14 protein-coding genes and 1 pseudogene are annotated in these 16098 nt (G+C 60.9%); 9 read left to right on the top strand and 6 right to left on the bottom strand.

Annotated features, from left to right (window positions below; genetic code table 11):
- The 3 genes and pseudogenes from ACJ8MK_RS11320 to ACJ8MK_RS11310 all read right to left on the bottom strand — a co-directional run.
- A pseudogene (locus tag ACJ8MK_RS11320) lies at window positions 1-767 on the bottom strand (transketolase); the annotation flags it as partial.
- An 18-nt stretch (window positions 768-785) separates the two neighbouring features.
- Window positions 786-1736 (bottom strand): transaldolase, encoded by a 951-nt coding sequence (gene tal, locus ACJ8MK_RS11315; protein ID WP_033649859.1) that lies wholly within the window; start codon window positions 1734-1736, stop codon window positions 786-788.
- Between the two features lie 257 nt (window positions 1737-1993).
- Window positions 1994-2587 carry a lytic polysaccharide monooxygenase gene (locus ACJ8MK_RS11310; protein ID WP_033655003.1) on the bottom strand — a complete coding sequence of 198 codons (594 nt, stop codon included), beginning with the start codon at window positions 2585-2587 and terminating at the stop codon, window positions 1994-1996.
- 404 nt (window positions 2588-2991) lie between these two features.
- Here ACJ8MK_RS11310 and ACJ8MK_RS11305 point away from each other — a divergent pair, with 404 nt between their 5' ends.
- Window positions 2992-3933 (top strand): LysR family transcriptional regulator, encoded by a 942-nt coding sequence (locus ACJ8MK_RS11305; protein ID WP_033635481.1) that lies wholly within the window; start codon window positions 2992-2994, stop codon window positions 3931-3933.
- An 85-nt stretch (window positions 3934-4018) separates the two neighbouring features.
- On the opposite strand, the gene ACJ8MK_RS11300 is transcribed toward ACJ8MK_RS11305, so the two are convergent.
- A complete protein-coding gene (locus ACJ8MK_RS11300) occupies window positions 4019-5518 on the bottom strand; it encodes a glycosyl hydrolase family 18 protein (RefSeq protein WP_161726324.1) in 1500 nt (499 codons plus the stop codon).
- A gap of 292 nt (window positions 5519-5810) precedes the next feature.
- On the opposite strand from ACJ8MK_RS11300, the gene ACJ8MK_RS11295 reads away from it, so the two are divergent.
- From ACJ8MK_RS11295 to maeB, 5 genes are all read left to right on the top strand, one after another.
- The gene (locus ACJ8MK_RS11295) at window positions 5811-6137 is read left to right on the top strand and encodes a phage holin, lambda family (protein WP_004936551.1); all 327 of its coding nucleotides are present in this window, start codon (window positions 5811-5813) and stop codon (window positions 6135-6137) included.
- Complete coding sequence (locus ACJ8MK_RS11290) at window positions 6127-6528, top strand: M15 family metallopeptidase (protein WP_021505638.1); 402 nt, start codon at window positions 6127-6129, stop codon at window positions 6526-6528. Before ACJ8MK_RS11295 ends, ACJ8MK_RS11290 begins: the two co-directional genes overlap by 11 nt.
- The gene (locus ACJ8MK_RS11285) at window positions 6525-6905 is read left to right on the top strand and encodes a DUF2570 family protein (RefSeq protein ID WP_033635477.1); all 381 of its coding nucleotides are present in this window, start codon (window positions 6525-6527) and stop codon (window positions 6903-6905) included. Before ACJ8MK_RS11290 ends, ACJ8MK_RS11285 begins: the two co-directional genes overlap by 4 nt.
- Window positions 6886-7059 carry an Rz1-like lysis system protein LysC gene (gene lysC / locus ACJ8MK_RS11280; RefSeq protein ID WP_033635476.1) on the top strand — a complete coding sequence of 58 codons (174 nt, stop codon included), beginning with the start codon at window positions 6886-6888 and terminating at the stop codon, window positions 7057-7059. Before ACJ8MK_RS11285 ends, lysC begins: the two co-directional genes overlap by 20 nt.
- A gap of 212 nt (window positions 7060-7271) precedes the next feature.
- On the top strand, window positions 7272-9551 hold the full coding sequence (maeB, locus tag ACJ8MK_RS11275) for an NADP-dependent oxaloacetate-decarboxylating malate dehydrogenase (protein ID WP_016926766.1): 2280 nt from the start codon (window positions 7272-7274) through the stop codon (window positions 9549-9551).
- A 50-nt stretch (window positions 9552-9601) separates the two neighbouring features.
- Here the strand turns inward: maeB and mmuM are convergent, their stop codons facing one another.
- Together mmuM and mmuP are read right to left on the bottom strand one after the other, a co-directional pair.
- On the bottom strand, window positions 9602-10540 hold the full coding sequence (gene mmuM / locus ACJ8MK_RS11270) for a homocysteine S-methyltransferase (RefSeq protein ID WP_440483298.1): 939 nt from the start codon (window positions 10538-10540) through the stop codon (window positions 9602-9604).
- Entirely contained in the window at window positions 10530-11939 is a 1410-nt protein-coding gene (gene mmuP / locus ACJ8MK_RS11265; protein WP_442517751.1) for an S-methylmethionine permease, read from the bottom strand. Before mmuP ends, mmuM begins: the two co-directional genes overlap by 11 nt.
- 177 nt (window positions 11940-12116) lie before the next feature.
- On the opposite strand from mmuP, the gene ACJ8MK_RS11260 reads away from it, so the two are divergent.
- The 3 genes from ACJ8MK_RS11260 to ACJ8MK_RS11250 all read left to right on the top strand — a co-directional run bounded on the left by ACJ8MK_RS11260 (window position 12117) and on the right by ACJ8MK_RS11250 (window position 16043).
- The gene (locus ACJ8MK_RS11260; RefSeq protein ID WP_442517754.1) at window positions 12117-12956 is read left to right on the top strand and encodes a ChaN family lipoprotein; all 840 of its coding nucleotides are present in this window, start codon (window positions 12117-12119) and stop codon (window positions 12954-12956) included.
- 102 nt (window positions 12957-13058) lie between these two features.
- Complete coding sequence (locus ACJ8MK_RS11255; RefSeq protein ID WP_033649853.1) at window positions 13059-13862, top strand: TonB family protein; 804 nt, start codon at window positions 13059-13061, stop codon at window positions 13860-13862.
- A 54-nt stretch (window positions 13863-13916) separates the two neighbouring features.
- Window positions 13917-16043, top strand: coding sequence for a S9 family peptidase (locus ACJ8MK_RS11250; protein ID WP_077791428.1), 2127 nt, complete (start codon window positions 13917-13919; stop codon window positions 16041-16043).
- The last annotated feature ends 55 nt before the right edge of the window (window positions 16044-16098 follow it).

The following is a 16098-nucleotide window of genomic DNA, read 5'->3' as shown; positions in this document are numbered from 1 at the left end:
CCGGCCTTGTTCGGCGAACCGAAGCCGATAACGGTCTTGCACATCAGCAGCGACGGCTTGTCGGTCACCTTGCGGGCTTCTTCAATCGCGGCCTTGATGGCGTCCGGGTTGTGGCCGTCGACGTTGCGCACCACGTGCCAGCCGTAGGCTTCGAAGCGCAGGGCGGTGTCGTCGGTGAACCAGCCGTCGACGTGGCCGTCGATGGAGATGCCGTTGTCATCGTAGAAAGCGGTCAGCTTGCCGAGCTTGAGGGTACCGGCCAGAGAGCAGACTTCGTGCGAGATGCCTTCCATCATGCAGCCGTCGCCCATGAAGGCGTAAGTGTGGTGGTCAACGATGTCGTGGCCCGGGCGGTTGAACTGCGCCGCCAGGGTGCGTTCGGCGATGGCGAAGCCGACGGCGTTGGCAATGCCCTGGCCCAGCGGGCCGGTGGTGGTCTCAACGCCCGGGGTGTAGCCGTACTCCGGGTGCCCTGGGGTTTTGGAATGCAGCTGACGGAAGTTTTCCAGCTCGCGCATCGGCAGGTCATAGCCAGTGAGATGCAGGAGGCTGTAAATCAACATGGAGCCGTGGCCGTTGGAGAGCACGAAACGGTCGCGGTCAGCCCAGTGCGGGTTAGTCGGGTTGTGGTTGAGGTAGTCACGCCACAGGACTTCGGCGATGTCCGCCATGCCCATAGGGGCACCGGGGTGGCCGGAATTGGCTTTTTGTACGGCGTCCATGCTGAGTGCGCGGATGGCGTTGGCAAGCTCTTTACGAGAGGACATAACGAAACTCCAGTGCGGTTACAGTTGAGCGGCCAACATGTCTTCCAGCTTCTGCTGGTCGACGGCGAACAGGCGAATGCCTTCGGCGAGTTTTTCCACCGCCATGGCGTCCTGGTTGTGCAGCCAGCGGAACTCCGCTTCGGCCAGCGGGGCCGGTTGGTGGAAGCCCTCGGTGGACGGGGTCAGCTTGCGCTCGACCGGCCGGTCACTGTTTTTCAGCTGTTCCAAAAGGTTCGGCGCGATGGTCAGGCGATCGCAGCCGGCCAGCGCCAGGATCTGCTCAACCTTGCGGAAGCTGGCGCCCATGATCACCGTCTGGTAACGATGACGCTTGTAGTATTCATAGATGGTGCGCACCGATTTCACGCCCGGATCCTGCTCGGCATCGTAGTCGGCGGCAGGCTGTTTGGCCTGATACCAGTCATAGATGCGGCCGACGAACGGCGAGATCAGATACACGCCGGCTTCGGCGCAGGCGCGGGCCTGGGCGAAGGAGAACAGCAGCGTCAGGTTGGTGTTGATGCCTTCTTTTTCCAGCTCCTCGGCGGCTTTGATGCCTTCCCAGGTGGAAGCCAGTTTGATCAGGATGCGCGATTTGTCGATGCCCTGTTCTTGATACATGGCGATCAGCTTGCGCGCTTTGGCGACGCACATGCCGCGATCGAACGACAGGCGGGCGTCCACTTCGGTGGAGATGCGGCCCGGCACGCTTTTGAGGATCTCGACGCCGATATTGACCGCCAGCTTATCGCTGGCGTTGATCAGCTGGGTTTCCTTGCTGCCGCCCTGGCGGCGGGCATAGTCCAGCGCTTCGGTGATCAGCGCCTTGTACTGCGGCAGCGCGGCGGCTTTCAGGATCAGCGAAGGGTTGGTGGTAGCGTCCTGGGGTTCGAACTGGCGGATGGATTCGATATCGCCACTGTCGGCGACCACCGTGGTCAGCTGCTTGAGTGCGTCTAATTGATTCATTGATAAGCTCCTTGACCAAGCTCAACGTAGGGAAATGAGAACCTTTTTCATCATAGGGGGAACACACTGCATCATCGGGTTGGGAATGAAAATGCGCTTTTTCTGATTGTTGCGATGGATAATAACAATGAATGCCGAGTAAACCCAGGCGGGGCGCGGTTTACGGCGGGGGAGGTGAGGGGGGCGGTGGCGCGAGAGCCAAAAAAAGAAGGGTTCAGCGCCAGGCTGAACCCTCAAAGATGGCCTCATTTGGCCGATTATTTGCTCAGGTTGACGTCGATCGCCTGATAGAAGGCGTTGGCGGTGTCGGCTACATCCCACACGGCAAGGATCACGTGCGAACCGCTGCGATCTGCCGGTATATTGCACTGGTGGGTAACCTGTGCGGCAGGGATGGCGCCGCCGTCGTTGAACTGGCAGAACGGCGTCAGATCAAAGGAGGCGCGGGTCAGCGGCTGCGAAGCGTCCCAGTTCGGCTTGGTGATGAAATAGCGCCAGCTGGTGGTGCTGTGACGCGCGGTCAGCTTCCAGGTAAAGGAGTTCGGGCCGGTTTTCAGGTTGAGCTTGTTCCAGCGCGTCGGCGTTTGCTGATCCAGTTCGAAGAAGGTGGACTTGTCGGCGCTGGCGATGTGGCCGTCAGCCGGACCGGCCTGCGGGAAACCTTTCAGGCCTTCGACGCTCTGCGGTTCATACTGCACGCTGCCGCACTGGGTGTTGAGCTGCAGTTTGCACTGATAGGCGCGGCTGGCCGGCGATTCGACATAACCGTGAGCATTCGCCTGTTGCGAAACGCCGAACATGGCTGCGCTCAGCAGGCCCAGAGAGAATAGGGTACGGGAAGTTTTGTTCATAAGTCACTCCTGACTGAAATTATGTTGTAAGTTGAGCGTATTTCACCGACAAAATGAGAGGCTAATAACGTAATTGGAAATAACCCTTCTTGTCGGCTTGTTTTATTTTTATCATTCTGGTCGTGCGGCAGAGCGGAATGTTTTAACGGCTATTAACGAAAATTATTATGATGACGATCTTTGATCGTTAGGCTGAATTTATTTAACTGTCACAATGCAAAAATAGAGCGCTATGATGAATTTTATATCAGGTCGTGATGAATAGTATTTAAGATAGCGCTCTCATTTATGAAGTATATTGCTTGTTGCCTTGAGTATCCTTGTTCGATTTGATCGATTTTTGTGCGCCACCACCTTGGGAATTTAGTGTCATTTTTCTTGTTTTATTTTAAAGAGGAATTTGTATGACTAGATTATCCCTGGACGCGATTAAAATAATCAGCACCATTAAGAGCACCGGCTCTTTCTCTATGGCGGCGGAGGCGCTGCATAAAACGCCTTCGGCAATCTCTTATCGGGTTTCCAATATTGAAAGCAAACTCTGCGTGAAACTTTTTCATCGCAATGGCCCCATGATTACCCTGACGGATGAAGGGGAATTTCTCCTGCAGGAGGGCAGCTGGATATTAAATGCGGTGCAGGATCTGGAAAGCCGGGTAAGAAACATCCCCAAGCTGGACAATAATATCCGCCTGGCGGTGGACACCTTCTTCCCGTTGGAGACCCTGACGCAGGATATCCGCGACTATATTCAGCATTGCCCGAACGCCAATATCTCGGTGCAGCGGGAAGCGCTGAACGGCACCTGGGATGCGCTGAAGAACAACCGGGCGGATCTGATCATCGCCATCGGCCAAATCCCCGACAGCGTACAGGCCAAAACCCTGATGCTCGGCAAGCTCAACTTTGTGCTGTGCGTATCGCCCTCGCATCCGTTCGCGGCGCAGAAAAAGCCGGTGTGCAAGAAGCAGCGCTTGAACGACATCGTGGTTGCGATCGCCGACAGCAGCCATGAACTGCCCAAACGCAATCACGGCACGTTGCCTTTGCAGCGCCAACTGGTGGTGTGCGACGTGGAAAGCAACCTGGCGCTGCTCAAACGCGGCATCGGCCACGCTTTTCTGCCGCCGTCGCTGATCGAAAAGGAACTGGCCAGCGGCGAACTGGTGACGGTGCCGGTGGAGATGCAAAAGGGCGACGAAATGATTTGGCTAGCGTGGCATCCGGCCAGCAAGGGCGCCGGGTTTAACTGGTGGCATGAGCGGCTGACGCGCAAAAGCGATGTTTACAGCCTGATGGGCCGCGAAGTGGTGCGGGATGGCGGCTATCCTTGGTGCCACAACTGAAGGAATAGAGACGAAGGGACGCGAAAATCAAACGGTTAACTCAATGAAAACCCCGCAGCGCTCGGCTACGGGGTTTTTTTATGGTTTACGCTACGCGGCCCACCTTCAGCCAGGCGCTGTCGGAACCGGGCGCCGAGGTGATGTAACCCCATTTGGTCTGCCAGACGTAACCCTGATAGGACACCAGCGCGCCCTGCGCGTAAGTGGTGCCCGGCACGTAGGCCGGCGCGGTCATGATCGGCAGGTTGCCGGGGCCGACGCCGGTGTAACGCAGGCCGGTGCCCATATCCAGCTGGCTGTCGTCGTAGTCCGCGGCGTTGAAATAGCGATCCAGCGCGGCCAGCAGATCGCCGTTGCGGTTGTCTTGCCCCAGATGCCAGAACATCACGCCGCCCAGCTGCTGCTGCTTGATGTACTTCGCTTTGTATTTGAAGCTTTCGGCATCGTCATAGGTGACGAACAGCCCGTTCTGCGCATGATACAGGTAAGGGGTTTTGGTCTTGTCGTTCCACAACCGCTGATAGCCGTAGTTGCCCTGCAGCATCTGCTCCAGCTGGCGATAGGAGGCGATGCGCGGATCCTTGTCGCGCACGCACTCTTCACAGCCCACCAGCCAGTAATCGGTGCCCGGATACGGATCTTCGCCCGGCGTGCTGTGGCTGCTGTACTGGCCGCCGTTGCTGCCGCTGACGCCCCTGAAGGCGCGGCCGTAGAAGGGGACACCCATCACGATCTTGGCGCTCGGCACGCCTTCCATCATCAGGTGTTGCTGCACCGCGGCGTCGACCGTCAGGCTGAACGGGCTGGGGAAGGCGCGGGTCAGCTCTTCCCAGCTCCAGCCCAGATTGGCTTCGCGCAGCGCGTTGTAGAAGGTCGGCCCGGCCGCGTCGCCGAACAGCGCCGCCTGGTGGTTGGTGATCTTCTCCCAGGGGCCGGCCAGATCGTAGGTCATCAGGTTGATGTAATCGAGCGGCGCGACGATCTGCGCCAGCTTGCTGTAATAGCGCGACAGGAAGAAGGCGCCGCCGGCGCCGGCGATAGTCAACTGATACGGCAGCGCCTGGCGACCGTCGGCGACGGTTTGCTGATTCAGCAGGGTGCGGATCTCTTGCAGCGCGGCGATGAAACCGTCCACTTCTGATGCTTGCGGGTACTCCCAGTCGATGTCCACGCCGTCGAAGCCGTAATCCTTCATGATGCGCACGCAGGATTGGGCAAACTTGGTGCGCGAGGCCGGGGTTTTCACCGCGTTGACGTAGTTGGCGTGCGACACGCCCAGATCGTTGGAGTAGTACCAACCGCCGATGGAGAACATGATGCGCAGGCTGGGATTGTGCGCCTTGAGCGCGGTCAGGCGGTTGACCACATCGCGCGCCTTGGCATCGTTGGTGGCCGGATCCCAGGCGCATTCCAGGTTGCTGTTGATATCCAGGAACGAGAAGTTGATGTGCGTCAGCTGTTTGGCTTTGGCCGGCGTGATGTTGGATACCGGGAACGGCACGATGGACGTATCGGACTCGGTGTAATTATTGATTTGGTTGGTCGGAATAAAATAATACCCAATAACGGCTTTGCGTGTGGACATGGTATTTCTCCAGAGTGGATGTTTTTAAGATGGGACATATTTCCCGCAGCCATTAATGTTTATTTTTCGTGAAAACGAAAGTCGAAATAAATCACGATAACAATGAAAATTTATTCATTGCCGTCAACATTGGCGCTTATGCGTTGTGCCAACGCTCAGCATGAATGAATTCGACCATAGGGCCTGTATTTATTCATTTGCTTTGTAATAGCATCCTTAACTAGATTCTGATTATCCGATGTCCCACCGGCCGTGATTGGCATTTAATTAAAAATAAAAAAGGAGATGAGCTATGTCCAGCATAGAGCCTGACGCTGTTGGCTTAATAGTCCAGCGAGTATGTGAATATCTTCAGCCGGTATTAAACGCCATTTTGGCCGGCGTTATGGCGCTATTGCACGGCGCTTACCGCAACGTGGGCATTCGGCGCCGTTTATTGAATGCGGCGATGTGCGCGTTATTGGCCTGGACGGTGCGCGATGCGCTGGCGCTGATGGGCCTGGAATTAAAGTGGGCGAATTTGGCCAGCGTACTGATTGGCTTTATGGGGGCAGATTACATCAACGCCTTAATTAAAAAGTTCATCGGCAAAAAGACGGGGTTTAAAAATGTTAAATGACATCGAAGAGATTCGTTTTACCGCCCGCAGCGAAGAGAACCTGCGCGGCGTGCACCCGGATCTGGTGCGCGTTATTCGTCTGGCGCTGCGTTATTCGCTGGTGCCGTTTTCCGTCAGCGAGGGGCTGCGCAGCATGGCGCGCCAACGGGAAATGGTGCGCGCCGGCAGCAGCCAAACGCTGCGCAGCCGCCATCTGACCGGCCACGCGGTGGACGTGGTGGCGATGCCGGCGGGTGTGGTCTCCTGGGAGTGGGATTACTACGCGCAGATTGCGGTGGCGGTGCGGCGCGCGGCGCGTGAATGCGGGATCAACGTCGAATGGGGCGGCGAGTGGAAAACCCTCAAGGATGGCCCGCACTTCCAGCTGGCGTTCCGGGACTATCCGGCATGAGCGGCTGGCTGCAAAAACTGATGCAGGGCGGGTTGCTGCTGCTGTTGCTGGCGGCCATCTGCCTCGGCGGCTACAGCTCGCTGCTGTCGCACCAGTTGGCGTCCGCGCGCCAACAGGCGGCGGAGCTACAGAAAAGCCTGGCGCAGCAGGCCGGGCTGATCGCCACCCTGCAGACCCAGGATGCGCAAAACCGTGCGCTGATGGCGGCGCAGCAGCGGCAGGAACGGCAGCTGCGCCAACAACACGAGGCTTATCAGAGGAAATACCGTGAAGCGATTAAAAACGATCCCTGCGCCGCTCAGCCTCTGCCTGGCGCTGTGCTTGAGCTCCTGCGCCCGGCCGCCGGCGCCGCAGGCCGTGCCGCTGTTGCCCCCTGAATCGGTGTTCGCGCCCTGTGAGCAACCGCAGCTGCAAGGGGAGACCTGGGGCGATGCGGTAAGCTATACCCTGGCGTTACAAACCTCGTTACACATTTGCGCCGGCCAGGTGGAGACGCTCAACGCCTGGCGCGCCACGCTGCCGCCACGCTGACGGCAGCGCTTCTTCGACTCGTCTCGCGATCCTTTTTTTACTTTTAAAACGGTCTTTCGGCCAAGGTTATGGCGCGCTTCAAAGTTTGTGATGTTTCTCTCACTATACTTCAAGGCTGCGCCCTGTCATTGTACTTGGGCGCCACGGCCCACGGCAGGGCGCAGCCTCAAAGCCTTACCTCAACATAAAAGCAAAAAACAAAGGAATCCATAATGGACGAACAGCTCAAACAGAGTGCCCTTGATTTCCATCAGTTTCCTGTCCCAGGGAAGATCCAGGTTTCCCCCACCAAACCGTTGGCGACCCAGCGCGATCTGGCGTTGGCCTATTCGCCGGGCGTCGCCGCGCCTTGCCTCGAGATCGCCGAAGATCCGTTGGCAGCCTACAAATACACCGCGCGCGGCAACCTGGTGGCGGTGATTTCCAACGGCACGGCGGTACTGGGTCTGGGCAATATTGGCGCGTTGGCCGGTAAGCCGGTGATGGAAGGCAAGGGTGTTTTGTTCAAGAAGTTTTCCGGTATCGATGTGTTTGATATCGAAGTGGATGAGCATAACCCTGACAAATTGATCGACATTATCGCCGCGCTGGAACCGACCTTCGGCGGCATCAACCTGGAAGACATTAAGGCGCCGGAGTGTTTCTATATCGAACAGAAACTGCGCGAGCGCATGAAGATCCCGGTGTTCCACGACGACCAGCACGGCACGGCGATCATTACCACTGCGGCGGTGCTCAACGGCCTGCGCGTGGTGAAGAAGAATATCTCCGACGTACGCCTGGTGGTGTCCGGCGCCGGCGCGGCCTCCATCGCCTGCCTGAACCTGCTGGTGGCGCTGGGGCTGCGGCAACAGAACATCACCGTTTGCGACTCCAAGGGCGTCATCTATAAAGGCCGCGACGCCAATATGGAGCAGACCAAAGCCGCCTACGCCATCGAGGATAACGGCCAGCGCACGCTGGGCGACGCCATCCCGAACGCCGACATCTTCCTCGGCTGCTCCGGCCCGGGCGTCTTGACGCAGGATATGGTGAAAACCATGGCGCGCGATCCGCTGATCATGGCGCTGGCTAACCCGGAACCGGAAATTCTGCCGCCGCTGGCCAAAGCGGTGCGTCCGGACGCCATCATCTGCACCGGTCGTTCCGATTACCCGAACCAGGTGAACAACGTCCTGTGCTTCCCGTTCATCTTCCGCGGCGCGCTGGACGTGGGCGCGACCACCATCAACGAAGAGATGAAGCTGGCCTGCGTGCACGCCATCGCCGATCTGGCGCTGGCGGAGCAGAGCGACGTGGTGGCTTCCGCCTATGACGATCAGGATCTCTCCTTCGGGCCGGAATACATCATCCCGAAACCGTTCGATCCGCGCCTGATCGTCAAGATCGCGCCGGCGGTAGCCAAGGCGGCGATGGATTCCGGCGTGGCGACGCGCCCGATCGAAGACTTCGACGCTTACGTCGAGAAGCTGGCGGAGTTCGTCTACAAAACCAACCTGTTTATGAAGCCGATCTTCTCGCAGGCGCGCAAAGAGGTGAAACGGGTGGTGCTGGCGGAAGGCGAGGAAGAGCGCGTGCTGCACGCCACGCAGGAGCTGGTGTCGCAGGGGCTGGCCTTCCCGATCCTGGTCGGCCGCCCGAGCGTGATCGAGATGCGCCTGAAAAAGCTGGGTCTGCAGCTGACGCCGGGCAAGGATTTCGAAGTGGTAAACAACGAGTCGGATCCGCGCTTTAACGAATACTGGGGCGAGTACTACCAGATCATGAAACGCCGCGGCGTCTCGCAAGAGCAGGCGCGCCGTGCGGTGATCGGCAACCCGACGCTGATCGCCGCCATCATGCTGCACCGCGGCGAAGCGGACGCGATGATCTGCGGCACCATCGGCAGCTACCACGAGCATTACGATGTGGTGAAGAACGTGTTCGGCTTCCGTGAAGGCGCGCACGTCGCCGGCGCGATGAACGCGCTGCTGCTGCCGAGCGGCAACACCTTTATCGCCGACACCTACGTCAACGACGATCCGACCCCGGAACAGCTGGCGGAGATCACCCTGATGGCGGCGGAAACCGTGCGCCGCTTCGGTATCGAGCCGAAGGTGGCGCTGCTGTCTCACTCCAGCTTCGGCTCTTCCGACTGCCCGGCGGCGCGCAAGATGCGCAAAACGCTGGAGCTGGTGAACGAGCTGGCGCCCGAGCTGGAGATCGACGGCGAAATGCACGGCGACGCCGCATTGGTGGAAAGCATCCGTCACGATCTGATGCCGGACAGCCCGCTGAAAGGCTCGGCCAACCTGCTGATCATGCCGAACATGGAAGCGGCGCGCATCAGCTACAACCTGCTGCGTGTCTCCTGCTCGGAAGGGGTGACCGTCGGGCCGGTGCTGATGGGGGTCGCCAAGCCGGTGCACATCCTGACGCCGATCGCCTCGGTACGCCGCATCGTCAACATGGTGGCGCTGGCGGTGGTGGAAGCCCAGACCGAACCGCTGTAAGCCCGGGTTGAGTGACTGGCCCCCTGCGCCGCTGGCGCCGGGGGCTTTTTTTATGCCTTGCAGCGCGCAGCGATGGCGCGGATATCCTGCGGGGTGGTGCGGCAACAGCCGCCGATCAATTGTGCGCCGAGCGCGCGCCACTCCGTCGCCTGATCGGCCAGGCTGCCGTGCTCGCCGCCGCAGGCGTGCCAGGTTTTGCTTACCGCATCGTAATGCTCGCCGGAGTTCGGGTAAACCAGCAGCGGCTTGTCGGCCAGCGCGTTCAGCTGACGCAGCGCCGGGGCGACCTTGTCCAGCGCGATGCAGTTGATGCCGATGGCCAACACCTGCGGGTTGCCGCGCAGCGCGGACAGGACCTCCGTCAGCGGCGTACCGTCGCTGAGGTGTTGGCTGTCGCGCAGGGTGAAGGCGAACCAGGCGCCGAGCATCGGGAATTCCTGCAGCAGCGTCAGCAGCGCCTGCAGTTCGGCGAACGACGGCAGCGTTTCGCAGGCCAGCAGATCGACGCCGGCGGCCGCTAGGGCGGCGATGCGCGGGCGGTGAAAGGCCATCATGTCATCCTGCGCCAGCCGGTAATCGCCGCGGTATTCCGAGCCGTCGGCCAGATAGGCGCCGTACGGGCCCACCGAACCGGCGATCAGCAGCGGTGCCGCCTGCGGGTGTTCGGCCAGATAATCGCGGCGCGCCCGCTGCGCCAGCTGCACGCTTTTGGCGATCAGCGCCAGCGATTGATCCTGATCCAGGCCGCGGCGCAAGAAGCCCTGCGGCGTGGCCTGATAGCTGGCGGTGATGGCGCATTGGGCGCCGGCGTTGAAATAATCGAGATGCACCTGATAGATAAGCTCGGGATTTTCAATCAGCACCTTGGCCGACCACAGCGGATCGGTCAGATCGCAGCCGCGCGCTTCCAGCTCGGTGGCCAGCGCGCCGTCCAGGATCAGCGTGGGATGTTCGGCCAGCAGGCGGGCGACGGGGTTGTTAACCGACATGTTGTTCTCCCAAAGCGGTTTTTTGCCCGGCGCGCCGGGTCAGGAAATAGGTGAGGTAGCACAGGGCGACGAACGGCAGCCCACAGTAGAGCGCAATGCGCTGCTCCGGATCGAACGCTAGCCCGATACAAGCCAGCAGGCACAGCGCAAAGCCGAGGATCGGCGTCAATGGGTAGCCGGGCGCGCGGTATTTCAGGCCGCTTATCGGCTGGCCGCTGCGCAGGTAGGCGCGGCGGAAAGTAAGGTGGGCCGCGCAGATGCTCAGCCACACCGCCACCACCGCAAAGCCGGAGATCGCCGACAGGGCGACAAACACCGTGTCCGGCGCGATCACGCTGGTCAGCAGCGCCAGCACGCCGCCGAGCATGCTGAAGGTCAGGGCGTTGATCGGAATGCCGCGCGCATTGACGCGCGCAAAGTAGGCCGGCAGGGTGCGCTGGTGGGCCAGCGACCACAGCATGCGCCCCGAGGCGTACAGGCCGGAGTTGGCCGCCGACAGGATGGCGGTCAGGATCACGAAGTTGAAGATATCGGCGGCGTAAGGCACGCCGATGCGTTCAAACACCAGCACGAACGGGCTTTTGACGATCCCCGCCTGATCCATCGGGATCAGCGCTGCCAGCACGAAGACCGTGCCGATAAAGAACAGCATCAGGCGGATCACCGTGGTGCGGATCGCCAGCGGCACGACTTTTTCCGGGTTCTCGGTTTCGCCGGCGGCGATGCCGATCAGTTCCGTGCCGGAGAAGGCGAAGTTCACCGCCACCATGGTCATCAGGATTGGCAGCGTGCCGTGCGGCAGCCAGCCGGAAGCGGTCAGGTTATGCAGGAACGGCGCCGGGGTACCGTCTTTCATCGGCAGCAGGCCGAACATGGCGGCGCCGCCCAGAATGATAAACGCCAGAATGGTCACCACTTTGATCAGCGAAAACCAGAATTCGCTTTCGGCGAAAAAGCGGGTGGTCACCACGTTAAGCAGGAAAATGGCCACGCAGAAGATCAAACACCACAGCCACACCGGCGACTGCGGGAACCAGTACTGCATGCAGAATCCGGCGGCGGTCAGGCTGGAGCCGAGCGCCACCGTCCAGGTGAGCCAATACAGCCAGGCGACGGTATAGCCGGTGGCCGGCCCCAGATAGCGCGAAGCATAGACGTGAAAAGCGCCGGTTTCCGGCATCGCCACCGACAGCTCGCCCAGGCACAACATCACCAGATACACCACCAGCGCGCCGATCAGGTAGGCCAGCAGCGTGCCGAGCGCCCCGGTGGTGGAGATGATGTAGCCGGTGTTGAAAAACAGCCCGGTGCCGATCACGCCGCCCAGCGACAGCATCACCAGGTGCCGGGCCTTCATGCTGCGTTTGAACTGTCCTGCGGCGGGTGCCGATGGTTGCATAATAATCTATCCGTATAGACGTCTAAATATCTGAATGGCTATTGGTTATACCCGCAATGCTTTTTCAACGCAATGCGCAGCCGGCGATCGGCGCGTAAAAAAATCATTAAGCCGGATCTATATGCAAATGATAATTATTATCTATAATGTCGCCATTTTCGATAATGGGGCAACATGATGAGATACCTGATTTTATTGGCGGCGTTGGCGCTCGGCGCCTGCAGCCAGGCGCCGGTGAAGGCGCCGGCCAACGACGTCGCGAGTTTGGGGAGCATCACCGATCTGCACAGCGGCGCGACCCTGACGCCGGAGCAGCTGTTGACGCGACTGGCGCAGCAGCCGCGGGTGATCCTGGGTGAGAAACATGACAATCCTTACCACCATCAGATTGAGCAATGGCTGGTGCAGCAGCTGCCGCAGCGGCGGCCGCAGGGCAGCGTGCTGATGGAGATGATCAACCCGAACCAACAGGCGCAGGTCGACAAGGTCAAGCAGTGGTTGCAGAGCGATCCGACGGTGCGCGACGGCCGCGTAGCGGAGCTGATCGCCTGGCAGCCGGGCTGGAAGTGGGCGCTGTATGGCGGGGTGACGATGGCGGCGATGCGCGCGCCTTACCCGCTGTGGTCGGCCAACCTGGATCGCAGCGAGATTACTGCGTTCTATCAGCAGCCGCAATTCCCGGCGGGGCAGCTATCGGCGCAGCCGGCGGTGCGCAAGGCGCTGGAAGAGACCATCCGTACTTCGCACGGCGGCAAGATTGAGGCCGACCAGTTGCGTGCGATGCTGGCGATCCAGCAGCAGCGCGACCGGCGCATGGCTGAGCGCCTGCTGGCGGCGCCCACGCCCGCGCTGTTGATCGCCGGTGGCTATCACGCCGCCAAATCGGTGGGGGTGCCGCTGCACGTGCGGGATCTGCAACCGGCGGCGGCGCTGACGGTGATGATGCTGGCGGAGCCGGGCGTACAGGTCGATGCGAACACCGCAGACTACCTGTGGATCACACCATCAGTGAAATGAATACGTTAAGAGAGTGAAAAGGGGTGTTAATTATAGTTGCAAATGATTATCATTAGTAAATGTGATCTGCAATCATTCGCAATTAAGCAAGCTAATGCCCCTATGTTAAGTCAGTCTTACTCCCTCCCGGCCTTTGAACTGCCGCAGCCGCGCTGGGCGCGCGGCCTGCTGCTCGCTCTGGCGGCGCACGCGGCGTTGGTGCTGTTGTTTTACTGGCCGCAGACGGCGCTGGAGCCGGTGGTGTTGCCACCGCCGGCGGTGATGATGAGCTGGGCGGCGCAGATTGAAGCGCCGGAAAGCAAGCCGCTGCCGCTGGGCGTGCAGCAGGCGGAATCCGCTGCGGCGCAGCCGGCGGAGCAGCAGCAACAGCCGGATCTGCCCAAGCTGGCGCGCGCCGAGAAAGCGAAAATCGTGACGGCGCAGAAGAAGCGCGCCGAACGCCGCCCCCCGCAAAAAACGCAGCCGCAGCCTAAGCCGCAGGAACAGGCCAAAGAGACGCGCAACGCCGCCGCGTCCAGCGCCGCCGCGCCGCAGGCGCAGACGCTCTCTCACCAGACCGCCGCACCGATCAACAGCGACGCCAACAGCAACGCGCAGGCCAAACTGTCGTGGGAGAGCCTGGTGAAAGGCAAACTGAACCGCATCAAGGATTACCCTTTGGATGCCCGCAGCCGCCGGCGCAGCGGCATGCCGCAGGTCAGTTTCAGCGTCGACGCGCAGGGGCGGGTCTCGAACGTTACGCTGCTGGTGCGCTCCGGCACTGCGTCGCTGGATCGGGAAGCGGTAGCGGTGGTGTCGCGCGCTCAGCCGTTGCCGCCGCCGCCGCCGGAGATGCTGCAGCAGGGGGCCGTCAGGGTGACGATGCCGATCGATTTCAATCTGGCGGAGCTGAATGCCCGCCGTTAATGCCCGCAGGCGCCGTATCGCCGTCGTGCGCCTTTTCAAACTTCGTGAGGGATTATGAATCCGCTGTTATCCACCCCGCGCCGTCGCATCGCGGCCGCGCTCTGGCTTTCTTTAGGCGTCGCCGGCGCCGCGCTGGCGCAACCGCAGCCGCCGTTGGCGGAACGCGCGCCGAAAGCGCTGACCGCCCACGGCGAGACGCGCACCGACGATTACTACTGGCTGCGCGACGACAGCCGAAAAGAGCAGAAGGTGCTGGACTATCTGAAGGCGGAGAACCGCTACACCGAGCAGATGATGGCGCCGTACCAGAAGCTGCGCGCCACGCTGTATCAGGAGATGCTGGGCCGCATGAACCCTGACGATCGTTCGGTGCCGTATCAGCTCAACGGCTATCGCTATCAGGAAAGCTACGCCGCCGGTAAAGATTTCGCGCGGTATCAGCGCCAGGCGCTGACCGCCGACGCGCCGTGGCAAACCTTGCTGGACGCCAATCAGCGCGCGGCCGGCCACGCCTACTATCGCCTGGGGGCGATGGACGTCAGCCAGGACAACCGCCGGCTGGCGGTGGCCGAAGATCTGCAGGGCCGCCGCCAATACCGCATCTCCCTGCGCGAGATAGGCAGCGAACGCTGGTCGCCGGAAACGCTGGAAAACACCTCCGGCAACATGGTGTGGGCCAACGACAACCAAACCCTGTTCTACGTGCGCAACCACCCGCAAACGCTGTTGCCATACCAGGTCTATCGCCATCAGTACGGTACGCCGACGGCGGAAGATAAGCTGGTGTACCAGGAAAACGATCCGGCGTTCTACCTCAGCCTCGGCCGCTCGTCCTCGCGCGATTACCTGATTCTGACCATCAGCGGCAACACCACCTCCGAAGTGCGCCTGATCGACGCCAACCAGCCGCAGCGCGAGCCGCAGCTGTTCGCCGCCCGGCAGAACGGCCGCGAGTATTATCTCGATCACTACCGCGGCGAGTTCTATCTGCGTTCCAACCATCAGGATCCGAACTTTGGCCTGTACCGCACGGCGGCGGCGGGCAAACCCTGGCAGACGCTGATCGCGCCGCAGGCGCAGCACGAGGTGGAGAGCTTCAGCCTGTTCCGCGACTGGCTGGTGGTGCAGGAGCGCGCCAACGGGCTGGTGCAGCTGCGGCAAATCAGCTGGGACGGCAAAACCGAGCGCGCCATCCCGTTCGACGACGCCAGCTACATGGCCTGGCTGGGCTATAACCCCGAGCCGGACAGCGATCGGTTGCGCTACGGCTATTCGGCGATGACCACGCCGACCCGCACCTATGAGTGGGATCTGAACAAGGGCGAGCGCACCCTGCTGAAGCAGCAAGAGGTGAAAGGCGTCGATCCGAGCCTGTATCACAGCGAGCGCATCTGGGTAACGGCGCGCGACGGCGTGAAGGTGCCGGTCTCGCTGGTGTACCGCACATCGCTGTTCAAAAACGGGCATAACCCGCTGCTGGTGTACGGCTACGGCGCTTACGGCATGAGCATGGATCCAGCGTTCAGCGCCAACCGCATCAGCCTGCTGGATCGCGGCTTCGTCTATGCGCTGATCCACGTGCGCGGCGGCGGCGAGCTGGGGCAGAGCTGGTACAAACAGGGCAAGCTGACGCACAAACCGAACAGTTTCAACGATTTCATCGACGCCACCCAGGCGCTGATCAAAGACGGCTACGGCCAACCAGGGCGCATCTACGCCATGGGCGGCAGCGCCGGCGGCTTGCTGATGGGGGCGGTGATCAATCAGGCGCCGCAGTTGTACAACGCGGTGGTGGCGCAGGTGCCGTTCGTCGACGTGGTGACCACCATGCTGGACGACAGCATTCCGCTCACCACTGGGGAGTACGAGGAGTGGGGCAACCCGCACCAGCCGGCCGCCTATGCGCTGATGAAGTCCTACAGCCCGTACGACAACGTGCGCAAGCAGCGTTACCCGAACCTGCTGGTTACCAGCGGCTTGTACGACTCCCAGGTGCAGTATTGGGAGCCGGCCAAATGGGTGGCGAAGCTGCGGCGCTTCAAGCAGGGCGATTCGCTGCTGCTGCTCTCCACCGACATGACCGCCGGCCACGGCGGCAAGTCGGGCCGCCTGGCGCGGCTGGAAAACGGCGCGCTGGAGTACGCCTTTATTTTGGCGGCGGACCGGCAGGCGCAGAAATAACCTTTAGCGCCGCAGCACGCTGCGGCGCAATAAAACAATAAAAACCTTTAGCCGC

The organism is Serratia sp. CY38905, assembly GCF_052168875.1.
Classification (GTDB): Bacteria; Pseudomonadota; Gammaproteobacteria; order Enterobacterales; family Enterobacteriaceae; genus Serratia; species Serratia sarumanii.
The sequence above is the reverse complement of the archived record's forward strand: the minus strand, read 5'-3'. Positions and strand labels throughout refer to the sequence as shown.